At 41.5% G+C, this 21,065-nt stretch carries 22 protein-coding genes; 15 read left to right on the top strand and 7 right to left on the bottom strand.

The window, feature by feature from the left end; all coding sequences use genetic code 11:
• Nucleotides 1–256 precede the first annotated feature (256 nt).
• The 10 genes from OKW21_RS16070 to OKW21_RS16025 all read left to right on the top strand — a co-directional run bounded on the left by OKW21_RS16070 (nucleotide 257) and on the right by OKW21_RS16025 (nucleotide 9,388).
• Nucleotides 257–706 (top strand): GNAT family N-acetyltransferase, encoded by a 450-nt coding sequence (locus OKW21_RS16070; RefSeq protein WP_277480936.1) that lies wholly within the window; start codon nucleotides 257–259, stop codon nucleotides 704–706.
• A 38-nt stretch (nucleotides 707–744) separates the two neighbouring features.
• Nucleotides 745–2,265, top strand: coding sequence for a sulfatase family protein (locus tag OKW21_RS16065; RefSeq protein WP_277480933.1), 1,521 nt, complete (start codon nucleotides 745–747; stop codon nucleotides 2,263–2,265).
• Nucleotides 2,266–2,561: 296 nt separating this feature from the next.
• A complete protein-coding gene (locus OKW21_RS16060; protein WP_277480930.1) occupies nucleotides 2,562–3,371 on the top strand; it encodes a helix-turn-helix domain-containing protein in 810 nt (269 codons plus the stop codon).
• A 92-nt stretch (nucleotides 3,372–3,463) separates the two neighbouring features.
• A complete protein-coding gene (locus tag OKW21_RS16055) occupies nucleotides 3,464–4,009 on the top strand; it encodes a cupin domain-containing protein (RefSeq protein ID WP_277480928.1) in 546 nt (181 codons plus the stop codon).
• A gap of 518 nt (nucleotides 4,010–4,527) precedes the next feature.
• Entirely contained in the window at nucleotides 4,528–4,893 is a 366-nt protein-coding gene (locus OKW21_RS16050; protein ID WP_277480927.1) for a hypothetical protein, read from the top strand.
• A gap of 669 nt (nucleotides 4,894–5,562) precedes the next feature.
• Nucleotides 5,563–6,129, top strand: a complete 567-nt coding sequence (locus tag OKW21_RS16045) for a cysteine hydrolase family protein (protein WP_277480925.1) — start codon at nucleotides 5,563–5,565, stop codon at nucleotides 6,127–6,129.
• 46 nt (nucleotides 6,130–6,175) lie between these two features.
• Nucleotides 6,176–7,417, top strand: a complete 1,242-nt coding sequence (locus OKW21_RS16040) for an Nramp family divalent metal transporter (RefSeq protein ID WP_277480923.1) — start codon at nucleotides 6,176–6,178, stop codon at nucleotides 7,415–7,417.
• A 22-nt stretch (nucleotides 7,418–7,439) separates the two neighbouring features.
• Nucleotides 7,440–7,940: a GNAT family N-acetyltransferase gene (locus OKW21_RS16035; protein WP_277480918.1), complete on the top strand. Its 501-nt coding sequence runs from the start codon at nucleotides 7,440–7,442 to the stop codon at nucleotides 7,938–7,940.
• A 78-nt stretch (nucleotides 7,941–8,018) separates the two neighbouring features.
• Nucleotides 8,019–8,861 (top strand): 1,4-dihydroxy-2-naphthoyl-CoA synthase, encoded by an 843-nt coding sequence (locus OKW21_RS16030; RefSeq protein ID WP_277480916.1) that lies wholly within the window; start codon nucleotides 8,019–8,021, stop codon nucleotides 8,859–8,861.
• Nucleotides 8,862–8,923: 62 nt separating this feature from the next.
• Nucleotides 8,924–9,388 carry an SRPBCC family protein gene (locus OKW21_RS16025; protein WP_277480914.1) on the top strand — a complete coding sequence of 155 codons (465 nt, stop codon included), beginning with the start codon at nucleotides 8,924–8,926 and terminating at the stop codon, nucleotides 9,386–9,388.
• 62 nt (nucleotides 9,389–9,450) lie between these two features.
• Here OKW21_RS16025 and OKW21_RS16020 read toward each other — a convergent pair whose 3' ends face one another.
• Genes OKW21_RS16020 through OKW21_RS16010 form a run of 3 tightly spaced genes read right to left on the bottom strand, consistent with a single transcriptional unit; the run spans nucleotide 9,451 to nucleotide 11,835 of the window.
• Complete coding sequence (locus OKW21_RS16020) at nucleotides 9,451–9,978, bottom strand: GNAT family N-acetyltransferase (protein ID WP_277480911.1); 528 nt, start codon at nucleotides 9,976–9,978, stop codon at nucleotides 9,451–9,453.
• Nucleotides 9,979–10,009: 31 nt separating this feature from the next.
• Nucleotides 10,010–10,750: a LytR/AlgR family response regulator transcription factor gene (locus OKW21_RS16015; RefSeq protein WP_277487704.1), complete on the bottom strand. Its 741-nt coding sequence runs from the start codon at nucleotides 10,748–10,750 to the stop codon at nucleotides 10,010–10,012.
• Entirely contained in the window at nucleotides 10,750–11,835 is a 1,086-nt protein-coding gene (locus OKW21_RS16010; RefSeq protein WP_277480909.1) for a sensor histidine kinase, read from the bottom strand. Before OKW21_RS16010 ends, OKW21_RS16015 begins: the two co-directional genes overlap by 1 nt.
• Before the next feature lie 322 nt (nucleotides 11,836–12,157).
• Here OKW21_RS16010 and OKW21_RS16005 point away from each other — a divergent pair, with 322 nt between their 5' ends.
• Complete coding sequence (locus tag OKW21_RS16005; RefSeq protein WP_277480906.1) at nucleotides 12,158–14,680, top strand: TonB-dependent receptor; 2,523 nt, start codon at nucleotides 12,158–12,160, stop codon at nucleotides 14,678–14,680.
• A 175-nt stretch (nucleotides 14,681–14,855) separates the two neighbouring features.
• Nucleotides 14,856–15,317 (top strand): heme-binding domain-containing protein, encoded by a 462-nt coding sequence (locus tag OKW21_RS16000; protein ID WP_277480903.1) that lies wholly within the window; start codon nucleotides 14,856–14,858, stop codon nucleotides 15,315–15,317.
• Between the two features lie 396 nt (nucleotides 15,318–15,713).
• On the opposite strand, the gene OKW21_RS15995 is transcribed toward OKW21_RS16000, so the two are convergent.
• On the bottom strand, nucleotides 15,714–15,884 hold the full coding sequence (locus OKW21_RS15995) for a hypothetical protein (RefSeq protein ID WP_277480901.1): 171 nt from the start codon (nucleotides 15,882–15,884) through the stop codon (nucleotides 15,714–15,716).
• Between the two features lie 161 nt (nucleotides 15,885–16,045).
• Here OKW21_RS15995 and OKW21_RS15990 point away from each other — a divergent pair, with 161 nt between their 5' ends.
• The 3 genes from OKW21_RS15990 to OKW21_RS15980 all read left to right on the top strand — a co-directional run bounded on the left by OKW21_RS15990 (nucleotide 16,046) and on the right by OKW21_RS15980 (nucleotide 18,282).
• Nucleotides 16,046–16,237: a cold-shock protein gene (locus tag OKW21_RS15990; protein WP_277480899.1), complete on the top strand. Its 192-nt coding sequence runs from the start codon at nucleotides 16,046–16,048 to the stop codon at nucleotides 16,235–16,237.
• A 62-nt stretch (nucleotides 16,238–16,299) separates the two neighbouring features.
• Nucleotides 16,300–17,043: an NYN domain-containing protein gene (locus tag OKW21_RS15985; protein WP_277480896.1), complete on the top strand. Its 744-nt coding sequence runs from the start codon at nucleotides 16,300–16,302 to the stop codon at nucleotides 17,041–17,043.
• A 153-nt stretch (nucleotides 17,044–17,196) separates the two neighbouring features.
• Nucleotides 17,197–18,282, top strand: a complete 1,086-nt coding sequence (locus OKW21_RS15980; RefSeq protein ID WP_277480894.1) for a 3-oxoacyl-ACP synthase III family protein — start codon at nucleotides 17,197–17,199, stop codon at nucleotides 18,280–18,282.
• A gap of 270 nt (nucleotides 18,283–18,552) precedes the next feature.
• Here the strand turns inward: OKW21_RS15980 and OKW21_RS15975 are convergent, their stop codons facing one another.
• From OKW21_RS15975 to OKW21_RS15965, 3 genes are all read right to left on the bottom strand, one after another.
• The gene (locus OKW21_RS15975; protein ID WP_277480891.1) at nucleotides 18,553–19,416 is read right to left on the bottom strand and encodes a sigma-70 family RNA polymerase sigma factor; all 864 of its coding nucleotides are present in this window, start codon (nucleotides 19,414–19,416) and stop codon (nucleotides 18,553–18,555) included.
• 286 nt (nucleotides 19,417–19,702) lie between these two features.
• Nucleotides 19,703–19,939, bottom strand: a complete 237-nt coding sequence (locus OKW21_RS15970) for a hypothetical protein (RefSeq protein ID WP_277480890.1) — start codon at nucleotides 19,937–19,939, stop codon at nucleotides 19,703–19,705.
• Between the two features lie 73 nt (nucleotides 19,940–20,012).
• Nucleotides 20,013–21,005, bottom strand: a complete 993-nt coding sequence (locus tag OKW21_RS15965) for an IS4 family transposase (RefSeq protein ID WP_277476649.1) — start codon at nucleotides 21,003–21,005, stop codon at nucleotides 20,013–20,015.
• Nucleotides 21,006–21,065: the final 60 nt, after the last annotated feature.

The raw sequence follows: 21,065 nt of genomic DNA, 5'->3' as shown, positions 1-21,065 counted from the left end.
CCGAAGGTTATGATTTTGAAGCTTCCAAAGCAGAGTTTCAGGAAGGTTGGTGCCTGGGGTGGCGATAGACGAAGACAATCAGCCCGAGTTAACCGTAGAGCGGGTAGAAGCATGGGTACAGCAGGTCATGGAAGAATTTGCAGAAGCAGTCGACAGTGAGCAGACATAGTTTTCATACCCCTGAGCTTTTCAGCCGTTCTTTATTTCAGGTCAAAGGCTTATCTTTAGTCATGTCTAGGACTTATATGATTTATATATGTTAAGCCTGATGCGTACTGATGCCTCTCATCATGATTTTGAGATACTCGTACAACAGCTGGATGTTGAACTGGCTCAGAGAGATGGAGAAGAACATGCATTCTACGCTCAATACAATACCTTAGACAAGATCAAATATGTTATTATCGCCTACGAGCATGATAATGCTGTGGCTTGTGGTGCCATAAAAGAATTTAGCCCGGAAGCGATGGAAGTAAAGCGTATGTATACGCTGCCACAAGCTAGAGGAAAAGGCATGGCAAGTCGTATACTTGGTGAACTGGAAAGCTGGGCTAAAGAACTGGCCTATGTCAAGTGTGTGCTGGAAACAGGAAAAAGACAGTCTGAAGCTATCAGGCTATATGAAAAGAATGGTTATAGTATAATTCCAAATTATGGCCAATATGTCAAGATGGAGAATAGTTTATGTTTTGAGAAAATATTGTAAGATATTACCTTTTCAGTTTTACAATTGATCTCTCAACTATGAACACACTATCTTTTTACAACTTATTATTACTTTCAATCTGTACCATCCTGATAAGCTGTGTAGAATCGGAAGATACTACTGTTGAACAACCAACTAACATCATTTTACTGATGGGGGATGATCATGGCTGGGAAGAAACCGCCTACAACGGCCATGCTTATCTACAAACCCCGGTGCTGGACGAAATGGCTGCCTCCGGGCTCCGGCTGGACCGTTTTTACTCGGCCTCTCCGGTCTGCTCACCCACCCGGGGTAGTGTCATTACCGGACGCCATCCCAACCGCTACGGTACCTTCACCCCTAACTGGTCAATACGTCCCGAGGAAGTCTCTATCGCCCAGGTTCTGCGAGATGCCGGTTACAGCAGCGGGCATTTCGGAAAGTGGCACTTAGGGCCGGTAAAAGCAGCTTCTCCCACCAATCCCGGAGCTATGGGTTTTGACAGCTGGCTTTCGCATGATAATTTCTTTGAAATTGATCCCGTACTTTCCAGAGATGGAGCAGCACCGGTCAAAATAGAGGGAGAAAGTTCGGAAATTCTGATTGACGAGACCATACGCTTTATAGAAGAGGCACAGCAGCAGGATAAGCCCTTCTTTGCGGTAGTCTGGTTTGGCTCTCCCCATGAACCATACAGTGGACTGGAAGAAGACCTTGCCTTGTATCAGAATTTACCGGATAGTCTTTCAGAACAGTACGTCACGCTCACTTCTATGGAAACGGGCAAGCCTGTGCAGCGGCCCCTTGATTCGGTATTGCAGGAGCGCTATGCCGAGATTACCGCCATGGACAGGGCCATAGGAAAATTACGTGAGCATTTGTCAGCGCAGGGTTTGCAAAAAAACACACTGCTTTGGTACTGTGGAGACAATGGCGTTCCTTCCAGCGGGAAGTTCAACGCTTCTTTACGAGGGCAGAAAGCCATGATGTATGAAGGAGGCATAAGGGTACCCGGAATTATTGAGTGGCCGCAGGCCATTCCGGAAGCAAGAAGCAGCTCGGTAAATGCTGTTACCAGTGATATGCTGCCTACGCTGGCTGCACTAAGTGGACAGCCACTGCCTGAACGTCCTATGGATGGTATCAATCTTATGCCCCTGATCAGGGGAGAGATGGAAGAACGTCCGGCGCCCATCTGCTTTTGGGATTTTGAACCCGGCCCCATTCTTGCCGCTGATCCTGAGCCTTATATTGACCCTGAACTACAGCAGGGAACTACCCCCCTGGTCAAGATCATGGCCGGACAATACACCCGTTCATTTCAGAATTTTCATTATTCTGATATTGGCGAGGACAATTATGCCGGAGAACGGGCTATACTGGATAATCGCTATAAACTGGTGATTGATGGAGAGGAGGGAAGCGGCAAAGAGCTGTTTGATATGGATAATGATCCGGAAGAGCAGCATAACCTGATCAGCAGTAAGCCGGAGATCGCGGAAAAGCTAGAACAGCAATTGCTTGCATGGCAGGAGTCAGTACTTGAGAGCCTGACCGGCGCCGACTATCGTGAGTAAGCAGAAGGCTTGAGTAGAGTGTTAGATAAGCTGTAATCGGGTGTGATGTAAGGGTGTATAAGTCCGCCGGGACGGTATCATGGGCGAAAATCTAACTTACATATTGTTTGAGCGATTGGACTTTTCTTACTGATGCTGATATTTTCAGTCAGGAGGACAGCCCCAACTCTGATGTGCCCTTGAGAAATTGAATAAATGAAAAATTGGCCATATCATTGTATGTGTACGTACAACTAAATTAAGCTTTACCATAAGCCGAAAAAAGATATGGAAATACTGAGCCGGCTGGTAGCATAATGAATATGAACGCTAATGACATCAAAATATCGCTGATCACTGAAAAGATAACTTCTAACCCTCAGGATGATTTTTATGCTGTTTGCTGGATAAAGCATGAAATTCAGGGAATAGAGATTGATCAAATTTTGTATGAAAATGTAGCTAACGCTGTTTTCTTTTTGAACCCCGGATTTGATTGGAAGATCATTAAAAAAGTGGCAGGCACTTCATCCGGCTACATACTCTATCTTCCTCACGCCATTCTGAATAATCCTGTTTTCAAGAACCTTCATATTAGTGAAGTGCGGCTTTTTAGTGCGGGCGAAATCCCTAAGATAAACCTTACGCCCGGTATTGAAAAACGGGTTCAGGCGATTCTTGAAATGCTTGATGAACTTGTAAGTACCAACCTCAAACATAAAGAAGAAGCCATCCTTTCGCTTCTGAATACCTTTTTTGTCTACTGTGATGGTAAATGCAATATCAAATCCGTAATTCATTGTAATAACGCTAAATCAAGCCTGGTATATAAGTTTAAAAAAGTAGTGGACCAGCGGTTTGCGCAATACCATGAAGTGGGTGATTATGCTAAACTGCTTAATATTTCTGATAAATATCTGAATGAGTGTGTGAAAGAAGTTCTGGGTACAAATGCTAAAAATCTTATAGATGAACAATTGAGCATGATTGCCCGGCACCAACTCAAATTTACTGATAAGACCATCAAAGAAATAAGCTATGATTTAGGCTTTTCTTCACCGGAGTATTTCAGTTTTTTCGTTAAAAAGCAAAGCGGAAGTACACCTACTCAGCTTAGAAAAGAATAAGCAGTACAAAATTCTAAGGTATTACCGTATTATTCGCAACTTTTTTAGCGCCTGCTGTCCATATCTTTCGGATGAATATTAAAATAAGTAATATGGACAGAAAAGAATTTATCAAAACCTCAGGAATAGGGCTTGGGATTGCTTTAACTTCACAAGCCGTTATTGGCAAAAGTTTGTTGCCCAAAGAAGAAGCCTTATCTCATGCAGAACCAAAGATCATCAAAGATGGGAAAGGAAAAGTATTGAATGTCTTAGGTGACATACAGACCCACAAACTATTGGGCAGTGAAACCGATAATCAGATTGTGGAATGGGTAGATGATGTTGAGCCGGGCGTAGGAATTCCTCCCCATGTACATACTCAGGAAGATGAAATATTCAGGGTAATCAGAGGGAAAGTTGAGATCATGGTCAATGGCAAAGCCACTGTATTGAATGAAGGCGACATTGCCTTTGCTCCCAAAAATGTAGTACATTCCTGGAAAGTAGTAGGGACTAAGAAGGCGAAAATGATTACCAGTGCTTTTCCCGCAGGCATAGAAAAGATGTTCAAGGCTTTATCTGAACTACCTCCCGGCCCGCCCGATTTTGAAAAGGTAGCCAAAATATGTGGTGAGCACGGAATATCGTTTGTATAAATACCCATACAATTGGCATAAATGTAACAAAGCGTATATGTGTATTCCTGTCTAATGAAAACTGGAAACTGGCGCGCGTTTTCTAACGCGTACAAAGCTCCGAAGCTCGCTTCAGTCCGGGACTCGCCAGTCCGGGACTCGCCAGTCCGGGACGCGTAGTCTGCGACTGAAGCTAGTAAATTTCCTTAACGTAATGACATTGGGCACACGATTACTAAGGTGTGCCCAGCTTTACAGTACAATATTTCAATCCTTCTTAATCTGGCGCACGTTTAGTGCAGCGTAACGCGTGTCTTAACTTTCAAACCAGTTTTCCGGACAGGAATTCCCGGACTGGAAGCTTCACCAAGCTGCCCTGGGCATCAAAGACTTTTATTTTTTTTACTCCAAAGCGTGGCAAGCATGATATAAATTTTGTAAAGGATTTTATAACAAGATCTGAAAATTGCCTAAGCTTAAAGATTGTCTTTAAAAATTCAACAAGCGCCATAATACCTCATAATATTGAATTGGAACCGATGACAGGAATATATAAAGACTTGACTGTCATGTACAATTTCTTGGAATTTGGCGAAACCTCAGAATTTGACCAAAGAGAAGTAGCTCGCTGTATCAGACCAAGTATTGAAGGTATGTTTAGACTTAAATATTTTTCAATCTTTAAATCTGACGATTGGCTTGGAGATATGTTAAAAGCTATCCGTGATTCAAAAGAAAATGATCCATTAAATAAGCTGAAAATATTTTTGGATGATTTATCTGATATTAATGGTTATTCAAAATCTTGCCATCATTCAAATCCTAACTATCTTGAAATTCCAATGAATAGCGAAGAGTTGAGAAACTATGTTAATAGAACAATAGAATTAATTCAAAAAATATAACAGTGCCCTACAAATAAGAATCTCTATGTGGCTGGAATGTTCCAGTAGTCTACGTGCTCCGACATAAAAAAATATAGATTGAGCCTGTCTCTATATCTTCTTAAGTTTAATTTAGCATAAACATTATAGTTAAACCTTCACTACGGAAAAGTTTCTTCCAGAATGACAGATGGGAAAGGAGATATTGATCTAATTATGATATCTTTAAGACTGTAGATACCCACTCTAGCTTCAGTATGTTACTGAAGCTTTTAGATCAAGTCAAGTTTCAAACTTGACGAGTATCTGTGAGCTTCAATTCAATTGTGGAAGTTGAAATAAACTTAAGCCATTGGGCATTGCGGCCATTGAGGATTGAGTAAACATGAGGAAAGTAAGGAGGGATTTTACATCTTTACACTCATAGAACGCTAAGCCTTACCTGGTCGTAAGATGATTTTGTCACGAACGTATCCCCATAAAATGAATTGCAGGGCACAATTTAATATGGTGACAAACAACTGATGAAGTCAACTCGCTTCAACAGTCTGGTCTGATCATTAAATCAATCTGAAGCAATACATCTCCCTAAAAAAGATAATTTATTGGCTCCTTTACAAAACTTAAGTGAACATAAATTATTTTGCTTCTTCCTTTAAACAATTGATACATACATTTAGCCTTTAGCCTATGACACCAAAAGGTCAGCCCGCCCTGCTGCTGATTGACATCCAAAAAGGTATGGATGACATCGCATACTGGGGAGGGCACAGGAACAATCCTGAAGCAGAAAAAAATGCCGCGAGGCTACTGCAGTTCTGGCGTGAACATGCACTGCCAGTTTTTCATGTCAGGCACAATTCTACCAATCCTGAATCCAGACTGGCGAAAGGAAAGCCTGGTAATGAGATCAAAGACATTGTCAGACCGCTGGAAAGTGAAACGGTAATTGAAAAGAGTGTAAACAGTGCTTTTATCGGAACAGAGCTGCAGCCGCGACTGGATAAATTAAGCATAAAAAAGCTGGTCATTACCGGGCTTACTACCAACCACTGTGTTTCTACTACTACCCGCATGGCAGGTAATCTCGGCTACGAAACTTATCTGGTTTCTGATGCTACCGCTACCTTTGACAGGTTAGGGATGGATGGAAAGAAATATTCAGCGGAAATCATGCATGCGACTGAACTGGCCAGCCTGGAAGGGGAGTTCGCACGTGTGCTAACAACTGAGCAGCTTTTACAATTACTTAAATGATTACCCTAAAATCAATATTACTTTAACGCAACCTAAAACCTCAAGCATGTCTCAACTCAAAAGAATTGTAAAATCACTTTTACCAGGCATTTTTTTATTTGGTTATACCATAGGTACCGGAAGTGTGACTTCAATGGCGAAAGCAGGGGCAGATTATGGGATGACCCTGCTATGGACAGTATTCCTGTCCTGCCTCATTACCTTCCTCCTCATCCATTTGTATGGCAAATTTACTTTGGTGAGTGGAGAGACAGCCCTGGCCGCTTTTAAGAAACATATCCATCCGATGGTAGGTATTTTCTTTATTCTTACCCTTACAGCTCATGTGTCCGGTAGTGTAATTGGCGTAATGGGCATAGTCTCCAATGTATGTTTTGAGTGGTCCAAAATGTATGTTCCAGGAGGTATAGCTCCCGTGTATTTTGCTTTATTTTTCATAGGCTTGGTATATTTTATTTTTCTTCTGGGAAAGACTGGTTTATTTGAAAAGGTGCTGGCTTTTATTGTAGCCATTATGGCTATCAGTTTTTTGATGAACTTCTTTCTGCTGAGACCTCCGCTGGTAGAAATAGCAAGTGGAATGATTCCCAAAATCCCAGACACAGGCCCAGACGAAAGTGCTTTTCTGGTCATTGCGTCTATGGTAGGCACTACGGTCTTTTCTGGTTTGTTCATTTTGAGAACTACACTGGTTAAGGAGGCGGGCTGGACGATGGCTGAATTAAAAACGCAACGAAAAGATGCGCTCTTCTCTGGCTTTATGATGTTTGTAGTAAGTGCCGCGATCATGGCTGCAGCGGCAGGAACATTACACGCTCAGGCATTGCCCCTGCTCAATGTATCTGAGATGATCAAAATACTTGAACCCACAGCCGGTAGCTTTGCGGTGGCTGTATTTACGCTGGGAATCATCGCTGCCGGCGTTTCATCTCAATTTCCAAATACAGCATTATTACCCTGGCTTTTGGATGACTATTATCAAAGAAAGCCTGACATGAAAAGGGCGAATTACAGGGGCATTGTACTGCTTATTTCTTTGCTAGGTTTAATTGTGCCGGTATTTGATGCTCCTCCCATTGCAGTCATGATCACCTCTCAGGCATTCGGAGCGCTGGTGCTACCGGTCACCGTAGCCTGTATCATTATTCTAGGAAATAAAGCTTCGCTCATGAAGGACCATGTATTTTCTACTGCGCTGAATATCGTACTGATAGCCATATTGATTTTTGCTGTCATCATGAGTTATATGAGCTATCAGGGTATATTTGCTACCTTACAAGCCTTGTGAGGTTTGCGTAAACTTAACTGCTATGGAAACTATCATCAGAAATGCCCACCCCACAGATTTGCCCTCAATTCTGAAAATCGTTAACCAGGCCATTCTTCATACCACAGCGGTGTATGACTATGATCCGCACACGCTGAAAGAACAACAGTTATGGTTTCAAAAGAAGCAGGATTCTCAGATGCCGGTCATCGTGGCCGAACAGGAAGGTGAGGTTGTGGGATTTGGAAGTTATGGCATCTTTCGTTCCTGGGCAGCTTATCAGTACAGTGTCGAACATAGCATTTATGTGACTGAAGATATGAGAGCTAAGGGGGTAGGCAAACAATTGATGCACAAACTGATTGAACTGGCAGAAAAGCAGCGTTTTCATACCATCATAGCAGGCATAAGTGCTGATAACCAGGCTAGCCTTGCTTTTCATCAGAAATTTGGTTTTGTGGAAGTAGGAAGGTTCAGAGAAGTAGGCTATAAATTTAACCGCTGGCTGGACCTGGTCTTTATGCAGTTGTTTCTATCGCATTAGTCCTGCAAAGAGATGAATTTTTAATTCTTAATTTGAGAGAAAATTTAAAACCTCTAATTTGACCACAAAAAAATAGTTATGAGTCAAGATAAGTGGAAAACTGTCAAGGAGTACGAAGATATCACCTACCGTAAAGCGGATGGGGTGGCCCGCATCGCTTTTAACCGTCCTAATGTTCGCAATGCCTTTCGCCCTAAAACGGTTGCTGAGCTGTTTGAAGCCTTTTTAGATGCCCGTGAAGACACAGCTATCGGCGTAGTTTTGTTTTCAGCCGAAGGGCCTTCTACCAAAGATGGTGTATATTCTTTCTGTAGTGGCGGGGATCAGAATGCGCGTGGCCATCAGGGCTATGTGGATGATGAAGGGATGCCCCGCCTCAATATTCTGGAAGTACAGCGGCTGATTCGCTTCATGCCCAAAGTAGTGATTGCTGTAGTGCCTGGATGGGCGGTAGGAGGAGGGCATAGCCTGCATGTTGTTTGTGATCTTACGCTGGCCAGTAAGGAGCATGCGATCTTTAAGCAGACCGATGCCGATGTGACCAGTTTTGACGGTGGATATGGCTCAGCTTACCTGGCGAAGATGGTAGGGCAAAAGCGTGCTCGAGAGATCTTTTTTCTGGGGAGAAACTATTCAGCGCAGGAAGCCTACGATATGGGAATGGTCAATGCTGTGGTTCCTCATGACGAACTGGAAGATACGGCTTACCAGTGGGCACAGGAAATTCTGGAAAAGTCACCTACCTCTATCAAGATGCTCAAGTTTGCCTTCAACCTCACCGATGATGGCATGGTAGGGCAGCAGGTATTTGCCGGAGAGGCTACCCGCCTGGCTTATATGACAGACGAAGCCAAAGAGGGGAGGAACGCTTTTCTGGAGAAAAGAAAGCCTAACTTCAAAGATATCAAATGGATTCCCTAGGCTAGACATTGGATTTATCAACCACCTTTTTTGGCTTATCATTAACTGAGTTTACTGGCTTTATGAAAAGAGAAGTCAACCCGAAGGCACCAGTCATTGAGCGAAAAGAGATTGAAATCAAAGCTCCGGTAGAATCAGTTTGGAAAGTGCTCACTGACATCAAGCGTTGGCCGGAATGGCAGGAAAATGTCAAATCAGCCAAGCTAAAAGGAAAAGGAGAAGTAGCTGAAGGAAGGGAGTTTGTCTGGAAAGCCGGAGGCCTCAGCTTTCATTCACAATTGCATACAGTTGAGCCTCAGCAGGCATTTGGGAGGACAGGTAAAATCATGGGCGCTTTTGCCATTCACAACTGGACATTATCTGAAAAAAAAGATAACACTATCGTCACTGTGGAGGAAAGCCTGGAAGGCTTTTTTCCATCTTTGATGAAAAAATCATTTCAGAAAAACCTAAGTGCGGGCATGGAGAAAAGTCTGAAAGAACTAAAGCAGGCAAGCGAAGGGAGTACCAATAAAAGTAATTCCTGAAAGCTTTAACAGACGTTTCATAGTATTATTGTTAAGCGATAACGGCCAGGTTGGCAAAATTCTTAGCCAAGCTCCTTTTTCATGATAAAGTCAGTTTGGGCATCATTGCCCAGCATAAAAGTATAAGCGCCAACTTTATTAAAACCCTTTCTTTCATACAGGCGTATGGCACCCGGATTTTGGCTCCATACGCCCAGCCATACAAAGTCCAGTCGATGATCTCTGGCGATTTGTATGATGTTATCCAGCATCCATTGTCCCAACTGCTGCCCCTGATAGTCCTGGTGAATATAAAGTCTGCAAATCTCCAGCGCTGTACCCACTTCAGGAAGTACCTTAGGCAAACCAAATTTTATTTTAAAGTAGCCTACGAGTTCTCCCTCAAAACTTAGAAAGTAAAAATGTGTGTTTGTATCCTGAAGTTCTTCTGAAAGTTGTGTTTTACTAAATGCATGATTAAGGTATATTCTCATGTCCTCTTCAGAATTGGCGTCGGCAAAAGCGTCCAGAAAAGTAGTCAGGCTTAGTTGCCGAAGTTCATCCAAATGATGGCGTTCTACTTTGACCAATTGTACATCAGCCTTGTCCATGATAGAGTTTGAGTTTTGCTTGTAGGTTCAATTAACTTATCCAGCGTTCTATCAGCTTTGCGAAGTCTTCTTTATATTGATTGCTCACTGGGATGCTTTCTTTCCCTATCTGCACGCTGCTTTTGGTTACCGCATTGATCTTTTCTAAGGAGATGATGTAAGATCGATGAATACGCCTAAATCGATTTGCAGGCAGTTTATCTTCCAGGGCTTTCATACTGATCAGGCTTAGCAGAGGTTTGTTGCTACTGTACAGATATACCTTTACATAATCTTTTAGTCCCTGTATGTAAAGGATGTCATTAAAGTTTATCTTCACCAGTTGGTATTCTACCTTTAAGAAGAGGTAATCTGCTTCAGGCTCAGCGCTTCTGCCGGGATTACCCTTAGGCTGAGCGAATTCGGCATACGCCTGGGCCTTGCTTACCGCACGTAAAAATTCCTCATAGCTGAATGGTTTTAAAAGGTAATCAAGCGCATCTACCTTATAACCTTCCAGGGCAAACTGGTCATAAGCCGTGGTGAAGATGATGCGCGGGCCTTTCATCCTTCCCCCTCTGTCCAGTACCCTGGCAAGCTCAATACCACTCAGGTCAGGCATTTGTATATCCAGGAAAATAAGATCTACAGTTTGTTCGTGTAATATCTTCAATGCTTCTACCGCACTAGAAAAGCGTCCTGTAAGCTCAAGGAAAGGAGTTTGTTCAATATAGGTACACACCATATTGAGCGCGTGAGGCTCATCATCTACGGCTATGCACTTCAGGTTTATCATGATAACTGAATTTTTAGTTCTACCTGAAAAGTATTTTTCGGAGCATTTTCATTGACCTGAAGAGCATATCTGCCGGGATACAATAGGTCCAATCGTCTTTTAGTGTTGGCTAAGCCTATGCCATTACTTTCTTCAAGAATCATACTCTTATTGTTGAAAATAGAATTCTTTACTTCTAAATGTATGCAGTTTCCTTCCTGTTCTATATTAATAAAAATACAGGAGGAAGATTGGGTACTGACACCATGTTTGAACGCATTTTCTACATAAGGTAAAAACATCATAGGGGCAATACTTTTATCATGCAAAGAAGAAGGGTACTTAAAAGTTACCTTGACCTTATCAGTAAGCCTGAGTTGCATCAGCTTGATGTAATCCTGTAGAAATGAAATTTCCTGGCTCAGAAAAGTAACATCCTTGCGGGTTTCGTAGAGTACATAACGCATCATGCGGGATAAGTTATGCAAAGCCTGGCGTGCCGTAGTTAAATCAGATAAAGTGAGGGCATAGATATTATTCAAAGTATTGAAGAAAAAGTGTGGATTGATCTGGGCTTTCAGGAATGAAAGTTCAGAGCTGATCTTTTGCTGTTCCAGGCTTTGGCGCAATTGTACATCTTCCTGCCACTTCTGTATGACTTTCACGCTGGTACTGACCCCTAAAACGAACATAGAGAGCAACAGTAAAAAAAAATCAAACCAGAGGCTTCCTTTCCGGGCGGGTTCATCACTCTCTGGATGGAAAGCTCTATGCATAAGCTCTGGCAGATTGAGCCAGCCTTCTATCGTTTTCATGACAGGCATCAGCACGAAAACTGCCGCTAAAACCATCAGAATAAACAAACCAATTTTGTTGTGAAACAACAGCTTAGGAACCAATAGCTCGGAGTTCAGATAAAAAATACCTACCAGGAAGCAAAAGAGAATAGCCTGCTTGATCCAGAACTCAACTGGCAGGATAATCTGAAGAGAGGCCTGCCAGGCCATAGGCTGAAATAAGAGAAAAAACAATCCCATCACTACCCACACCAAAGCCTGTATGAATGGAGAACGAAATGAAAGATGTACAGAGAATGGTGCCATAATGTAGAGAATGAATCCTGAGATGAAAAGGTAGTCTCACTATAGAACTAACATACGGTAAATAATAAGTTGAGGCCAGCCAAATCTATGGTTTATATTAATATGACGACAGAATGCATCTTTTTCTCTATTTCCTTGCTTAATGGCTTTGTAAATGTCCTGTATGCCTGTTTCATCGCTGAAAAGAAATCAACTGTCGTGATGTTCTGTCCGACTGTCTATTCTAATTTTCCTGTACCAAATTAGCCCGTTAATTCAAATATCCTTTGGCCAACATGCGTGTTGCATTCCCACTAAAAAGATATTAAACGAGCACTCAATCATGAAAAACATAGCAAACTTACTTATACTATTTACCGGTTTAATCGCCATTTCCGGACTAGCTTCAGCACAGACTCCACAAACTGTGGCCGGAGGCAAAGCCCAGTCTAACCTACCCCAGGGAGATGGAAAAATAAGCGGTATCATCCTGGACAAAGAAAGCCAGTCACCCATACCCTATGCGACAGTAGCACTCATCAAGCCGGACCTTGACCAACCAATAGATGGTACCATTGCTGATGAAAAGGGTAAGTTTCAACTTAAAAATATAGCGGCAGGTATTTATAAACTGAGCATCAGTTTTATCGGATATGAGGCTATTGAAATAAGCTCAGTTGAAATCAGCGGAAATGAAAAGCAAGTTGAACTAGGCGATCTTTTCCTTACTTCAGAAACCAAACAGCTGGATGAAGTTGTGGTGTTGGGGCAGCGTGACCTTATTGAAGAGAAGGTTGATAGAACAGTATATAATGCAGAACATGATCAGACTACCAAAGGAGGAGATGCTACCGATGTACTCAAGCGGGTACCTATGCTATCGGTTGACCTGGACGGTAATGTATATCTGAGAGGTAGCCAGAACATCAAAGTCCTGATTGACAATAAGCCATCCACCATTACGGCAACCAATGTGGGAGATGCCCTAAAACAAATTCCTGCTGACCAGATCAAATCCGTTGAGGTGATCACTTCTCCTTCCGCCCGCTACGATGCTGAAGGTACCGGGGGAATCATCAATATTGTTACCAAAAAGAACAAATTGCAGGGGGGGACGCTAAGTGTTGATAGCAGCGTAGGTAACCGTGGGTCTAACCTGGGGCTGAATGGAAGTTATCGCAAAGGGAAAGTAGGGCTTTCGCTGGGCGGATTCGGACGAACCGGATACAATATCCTGGGCAGTTTTGAGAATAACCAATTGACTACTGATAGTGATGGCAATGAGATCTTAACTACGCAGCAGGCCGATACGCGTAACAATATGCTTTTTGGTCGCTATACCCTGGGTCTGGACTATGACATCAATGAGAAAAACTGGGTTTCAGCTTCTGTGCAGCTGGGTGCTTTCAACTTTTATTCCAGGCAGGATGCACTGCTAACTCAGACCTTCCAGAATGATGCATTGCTAAGCAGCAGCCTTAGAGATGTAAATATGACCAATTTGTCGGAGAATATGGATGTAAGCCTGACTTATGTTCATTCCTATGAGAAGCCTCAGCAGGAGTTCATACTGATGGGCCTTTACAGCCGGAATAACCGTACTAACGATTTTGTGAACGACATCATCAACCAAAATGATGAGAGCGCGATTGATCGTTTTAAAAATGAGAACCAGAGCTTCAATCAGGAGATTACTTTACAGGCAGACTATCAAATGCCAATTGGCGATAAGCAGATGCTTGAGTTTGGTGGAAAGGAGATCATGCGGACAGTGTCCAGCGATTACCAGTTTTACATTAGTGATGAAGAGGGCAACTACGAGGCTGTGGAAAATGATGATTTGAGCAATGTCTTTAATTATGATCAGAATGTGATGGCAGGCTATGTATCTTATACGCTTAATCTGGATAAGTACAGCATCAAACCGGGCCTAAGATACGAGTACACCACCATTCAGGCGAATTTTCAGGATGAGCAGGAGGTGGAAATTCCTTCCTATGGTATATTAGTCCCCAGTGTAAACCTGTCCAGAAAACTTGAGAACGGTGACATGGTCAAAGCCGCTTATAACCGTCGTATCCAGCGTCCTTCTTTACAATTTCTCAACCCTAATTTACAAGCCTCAAACCCCCTGAATATTACGCAGGGAAATCCTGATCTGGAGCCGGAGTATACCAACAATTATGAGCTGTCTTACAGTACTTTCCTCAAGGGAACTTCACTCAATATCTCCACTTTTATGCGGAACACCAGTGGATCTATCCAGCCGATACGTAGCCTGATAGGTCAGGATACGGTGCTCACCACTTATGAGAATATAGGAAGTGAAGATGCATATGGCATGAGCGTCTTTGCCAATGTGAATATATCCAATAAGTTTTCACTCAACGGTGGCACTGACCTATACTATGCGGTTTTGGACAACAATGTGAATAATCCACTTTATCAGGCAGAAAATGAAGGCTGGGTACTTAGCGGAAGGTTGTTCGGAAACTACAATATCAACGATAGCTGGGGCTTGCAGTTTTTCGGATTTTATAGGGGTAAGCAGGTGCAATTGCAAGGTTACCAGACCGGATTCGGCATCTATAGCCTTAGCATTAAGAAAGATTTTAACGACAAAAAGGGTAGCATCGGCTTCGGTGCTGAGAATTTCTTCACCAATGAATTTAAAATGATTACCGAAGTAAACTCTCCAATCATCAGTCAGAGTAGCACCAACAGTATGCGCAATATGGGCTTCAAGATTAACTTCAGCTATCGTATCGGCAAGCTTAATGCGGATCCAAAGTCAAAACGCAGAAAATCTATTCAAAATAACGACCTGAAAGAAGGCGGAAGTAATCAGATGAATATTACTCAATAGTGCAGATGGTGAATTGATCAGTCTGAAAAATACCAGTAGAAAGTTGTAACTAAATGCAACATAGTGCAAAAAGCCCGGATTAACTTAATTCGGGCTTTTTCATTGACAATATTCGCCAGAAGTATTTCATTGTATTAGATGTGTGCTATTCAGATCAATCTTAAACCTCAATTCCATGAAAAAAATATTCGGATTTGGATTCCTGGCTCTTTTTATCATTATCCAATTTATAAGGCCTGAAGAAAACTTGGGTGAAGCGGAAAGCAGCACGGATGTGACGCATTTTATCAATGTGCCGGAGCAGGTAATGACTACTTTGCAGGCTTCCTGCTATGACTGTCATTCCAACCACACAGCATACCCCTGGTACTCAAAAGTGAACCCCGTAGGCTGGTGGTTAAACAGCCATGTCAATAAAGGCAAGAGCGAGCTTAACTTTTCAGATTTTGCTGACTACGATATCAAACGCATGGATCATAAGCTGGAAGAAATTGCGGAAGAAGTACAAGAGGGGCATATGCCATTGCCAACCTATGCCTGGATACATAGAGATGCGATTCTTAGTGAAGAACAGATCAGCCAGATCGTAGCCTGGGTAGACACAGAAAGGCAAAAGTTAGACGTTCCTCAGGAATAGGTTGGTTGGTAGATACTGGTTTTTTTGAAATTAATAATCAAACAGTTTTACTCGTTGGGGAAAGACTTGAAACACTGTATTTAGATATTGAAGACACAAAAGAATTTAGTTGCCGAACTGATTATGAGGTTTATCCAAGTGACTATTCTATGTGGATTTATGAATTAAGTGAAGTAAATTTTAAGCAAATAAATTCATATAAAATTCCGTGTGATTAAATCTCAAAAAAAATGATGTTAGCACCTGACTATAGGACACGTAGTTGAATTGCTTCCTTCAGTCCTCATGCCTACCCTACATTCCTATAACGGACAGGCATTCACCAGGAATACCCTACTATAGCACGAACATTAGAAAATAATAATATTTACATTACCGGCATAATCCAAATTTCTCTTATTTAAGCTTAGGCACTAATTCCCGCTCAAAGTACACCAGTTCTTTTTTGGAAGTGTCATTCTGATCTACACAATAGTAGATACGGTCCACATAACGCCTGATGATGAGCTTCCGCTCGGGGTTTTCTTTTGCGTAAACTACAGAGCCTTCGGGAAAAATATTTTGCATGAAGTAAGATAACCATAAATACCTGAATAATAAGGTATTTCGCTACTGAAATCATTTGTATTACAAACGAACTTTCCTTTTTTGAAAAAAAAATATTGAAGAACTGAACTACTATCCATGAATTACAGTTACATTGCCTTAATACTTATAATAATAATTCAATGAAAGAAGGTACCGTAAAATTTTTTAACCACACGAAAGGATTTGGTTTTATCATGCCAGCCGATCAAAGTGCAGACATTTTTGTTCATTCAAGTGGACTTATCGATGAGATAGAAGAGGACGATAAGGTTGAATATGAAGAAGAACAAGGAAGAAAAGGTCTTAACGCAGTCAATGTGAAAGTTATTTAATAAAATATATTATCACTTTGAAATGAAGAACATGCTCCTAAAAGGGCATGTTTTTTTAGTTTATGGAAACAGATTTAAAATTGGCGGTACTGATTGATGGTGACAACATTCCATCAGCCTATATCAAAGAGATGATGGAGGAAATAGCTAAATATGGTAATCCTACCATCAAAAGAATTTATGGAGACTGGACCAAACCTAATTTGTCTAAATGGAAAAACCTTCTTTTGGAGAATGCGATCACTCCAATACAGCAATATGGTTATACTTCCGGTAAAAACGCTACCGACTCAGCCATGATCATTGATGCCATGGACATCCTGTATTCGCAGAAGGTAAATGGATTTTGCCTGGTATCCAGTGATAGTGATTTTACCCGATTAGCTACTCGCCTCAGGGAAGCAGGAATGAAAGTATTCGGGATTGGAGAAAAGAAAACACCAGATCCATTTATAGTCGCTTGTGATAAGTTTATCTATCTGGAAATCTTAAAGGATCAATCCAAGGAAGAAGAAACAGATTCTCGGAAAGGAAAGACTGAGAAGAAAAGTGATGTAGACAAGATTACGCCCAAAGTAATTCGTTTGATCTCAACGACTATCTCCGACCTTGCCGATGACGATGGCTGGGCCTTTCTTGGAGATGTAGGCAACTTACTCCAAAAGAAACAACCCAACTTTGATTCAAGAAACTATGGTTTTCAGAAGCTTACGCCCTTGATCAAGTCTATCAATAAATTTGATGTGGAGCAAAGAGAAAATCAAAAAGGAAAATTCAAGCTGATTTATGTGAGAAATAAAGAATAATCAGACATCAAATAGGAAAGAAAACTTAACTGAACTTAAAAAATTGCCCGGCATTTGCTTAAGTTGGAAGGTTATAGATTTCAATTTCAACTAAAGCATAAAAATAGATAGAGTGATTTCTAAAATTTTATGCTTTAAAAAAACATAAATTTTATGATTCATGATACCTATTACACTGTTATTTCCGGAACAGGAAGATATATACCCTCCCAAATTGTAAAAAATGAAGCTTTTCTTGATAGTGAATTTTTCAATGCTTCCGGTGAGAGGATACCCAAATCTAATGATGAAATCATCCGAAAGTTTCAGCAGATCACCGAAATAGAAGAACGCAGGTACGTGGAAGATGATATGGTCACTTCCGATATCGGTTATTACGCCGCTGAAGCGGCTGTCATCTCAGCAGGTATTGACAAAGAAAGTCTGGACTATATCATAGTAGCCCACAATTTTGGTGACGTACTGCACGCCAATAAAAAAACAGACCTGGTGCCCAGCCTGGCTGCCAGGATCAAATATAAACTCGGAATCCAAAATCCTTATACCATTGCCTATGATTTACCTTTTGGCTGTCCGGGCTGGGTACAGGGCTTAATACAGGCAGACTACTATATCAAATCGGGGGATGCCAAAAAAATACTGGTGATTGGTGCCGAGACACTTTCCCGCATCTCTGATCCGCACGATATTGACAGTATGATATATTCTGATGGAGCAGGAGCGGTAGTAGTTGAAGCAGTACAGCAGGAGAGCAGGGTAGGGGTTTTAGCACACAAAACACGTTCTGATACCTTACAACATGCCCATCTCCTCAATATGGGCGTATCCTACAATCCGGATTATAAGGACGATACGCTTTTCCTTAAGATGGAAGGCCGAAAACTATATGAATATGCCCTTACGACAGTACCACAACTGCTGAGTGAATGTCTGGATAAAGCCGATGTTAGTCTTCAACAGATCAAAAAAGTACTCATCCATCAAGCAAATGCTAAAATGGATGATGCTATTTTATCAAGATTATTCAAATTACTAAACGTCCCGGAAATCCCCGAACATATTATGCCCATGACCATTGCCACGCTGGGCAATAATTCAGTAGCTACAGTACCGATTTTGCTGGACAAACTGCTGAGAGGAGAGTTTGAGCACCATCGGGTAAGTAAGGGAGATCATGTGGTTTTTGCTTCAGTAGGGGCTGGGATGAATGTAAACGCTGTGGTTTATAAAATGCCATAAAAGCTTCTTAATAGCTAGTTAAGTTCACTAAACCTGGCCTTCAATATCTTTCTGATAGCACAGAAAGCTTTATGATAATCGGATGTGTTGAGGTACAGCCGATCGTGAATGGTCACCTGATATTGGTGGGGACGAACAGCATTGACCTTACAGTAAATTACCGTATTGCTACAAAAGGTTTTTAAATACTTGGCTTCAGCATAAAACATTTTGAATCCTGAGTAAATGAGAATAGTAACAATATCGGTAATTATGTGGGAAGAACAAATACTAGCCCAGATAAGGTCTTAAGGCACTGCTGCGTGAGCTATGTCTAAGCCTGCGGGTAGCTTTTTCTTTGATTTGACGTACTCTTTCTCTGGTGAGATCGTATCGGCTGCCAATTTCTTCCAGCGTCATGGCTTTTCCTCCATTCAATCCAAAATACAGCGTGATTACGTCAGCTTCCCTCTGCGTAAGTGTAGATAGTGATCTCTGCAGCTCCCTCTGCAACGAATCGTGCATCAGGTCAGAGTCAGGCGTTACCTCACTTTTATTTTCCAGTACATCCAGCAATCCGTTTTCTTCCCCGCTGGCGAAAGGCGCATCCATTGACAAATGACGATTGGCAACTTTTAGGTTAAGAGCAATCTCTTCTTCTGTGATATCCAACATTTCAGACAATTCTTCCAGCGAAGGTTCGCGCTGATACTTTTGCTCAAGTTCAGCGAATATTCTGCTGATCTTGGTTAAAGTACCGATACGGTTGAGCGGAAGACGCACCATCCGGGACTGCTCAGCCAGTGATTGCATGATAGATTGACGTATCCACCATACAGCATATGAAATAAACTTAAAACCTCGTGTTTCATCAAATCTTTGTGCTGCCTTCATGAGACCTAAATTTCCTTCATTGATCAGGTCGTTTAGCGACATACCTTTGTTCTGATATTGCTTGGCGACAGATACAACAAAGCGCAGGTTAGCCTTAGTAAGCTTCTCGAGGGCAACCTGATCTCCTTCTCTTATCCTTCTGGCTAACTCAGCCTCCATATCAGGTGTGATCAGGTCTACTTTGCTTATTTCCTGTAAGTACTTATCCAGTGATTGGCTTTCCCTGCTGGTGATCTGTTTTGTTATCTTTAGTTGTCTCATGGATAATTTTATGAAATGTAATTTTTTTAAAGTTTACAGAGATTGATTAAATCATTGTTTGTGAAGATGCGGCACTAAAAATTCAACCTCAAAATATGACTAAAATCCAGAGATATTTAAAGGGGAAGTCATTTCAACACAATGGCTTTTCACAAAGTTCGGTGAAGATACGACAAATTACTGAACTCAAGTTGCTAAAATTTCTTTGTAATGCCTTTTTTACTTTAATATCTTCACAAACCGGTTATTAAAAGAGTGAATAACACAATTTGTTACTCCTAAATAATCAGAACGTTTCTGAATCCACTTTTGTGATGTCCAAATAATATTCCTTTCCTTTTATAAAAAATTGTTCAGCTTTAGGGTTATCTATCCAGATTTGTAGTTTTCCAATTGGAGCAGACAAATTAAACTGATTGTTATCTACATCATCATTAGTATCTATTCCTTGTATGCCATGAAGATGAGCGATCAAAGAGTTTTGTACCCTTTCCACCTTAGAACAAAAGTATTTTGCACGCATATGTGTCTAGCTTAGCTCCTACTAATAAAGCAAAACACAAAAGAATAGTTTACTGCTATGGTAATTTTTTACTCTACCCGATGATATTTATCAGTTGATAATCGCAGGCCCCAGTTCGCTCTACTCTTCGCAGAAATAGTTTAAGCAGCCTATCAAAGTCAGCTTGATGCTTGCCTTTTAAATACTGCCGGAACCAATCTAACCCTCTGCGGAAAGTACTCTTGGCTGGATAGCCGTGCTTTTTGATCGCTACTTTTTGTGTTTTATCCAAGAACTCTCTGCCTAAGGACAGGCAAATAGCAAAAGCAATACACACTAAAGCAAATAGTTTTTTCCACTTGTCTAGACTTCGTAAATGTGAACCTTCCAATTTGAAACCGCGTCCTTTCAAACTTTGAAAGAAAACCTCTATGGTCCAGCGTTTGCGATATATGTGCGGAAGCTGCTTAGCAAAGTGAGTACCGATGACATACAACATTTCTCGGTTAGCCAGTCTTCTAATAGCTACATTAACTCTTACTCCATCCACAATAGCATTTTGAAAGTACCGTGTAGACTGGTGAGCCATTAATTCTTCGGCTTGGTAGGTTTCACCGTTACGCAAGGTGATAGTATGATGTTTAGGAACGCGGACACAGAAGGGAATTTCAGCCTTCTGAAGCCAAGTCAGCCACTGATGGCCGATAAATTCTCTATCCATAATGACTGAAGCGATGCGTGCTTTACCTAGCAGCCTTACACACTGCTTCAGTAGATCGATCCGATCTTGATAGTTGCTATTCCCACTTTTATTATCCAACATCTCAAAGTATAAAGGCAAGCCCACTTTACCTACACAAGCGGTGATACATAAAATATTAACCTGGCACTGGCCAAAATCCCATTCCGTACGGTCAAGACTCAGACTCACTTCTCCGGGGGGTAGAAACCTAGATAGAAGGGCCGCTACTTGTTGATAATCAAGAAGAGCATCTTTGAAAAAAGCTTGGATGCGCCGTTCATTTGAAGTCTCTCGTACTTCATCATTCAGTTCCGTAGCTAACTCACAGAATTGCACAGTGCGCATTTTGATAACTGTTTTTACAAACTGCCAGACAAATTTCTGTCGTGACAAATGGCGGACAAC

Source organism: Catalinimonas alkaloidigena, assembly GCF_029504655.1.
In the GTDB taxonomy this organism is placed as follows: Bacteria; Bacteroidota; Bacteroidia; order Cytophagales; family Cyclobacteriaceae; genus Catalinimonas; species Catalinimonas alkaloidigena.
The sequence above is the reverse complement of the archived record's forward strand: the minus strand, read 5'-3'. Positions and strand labels throughout refer to the sequence as shown.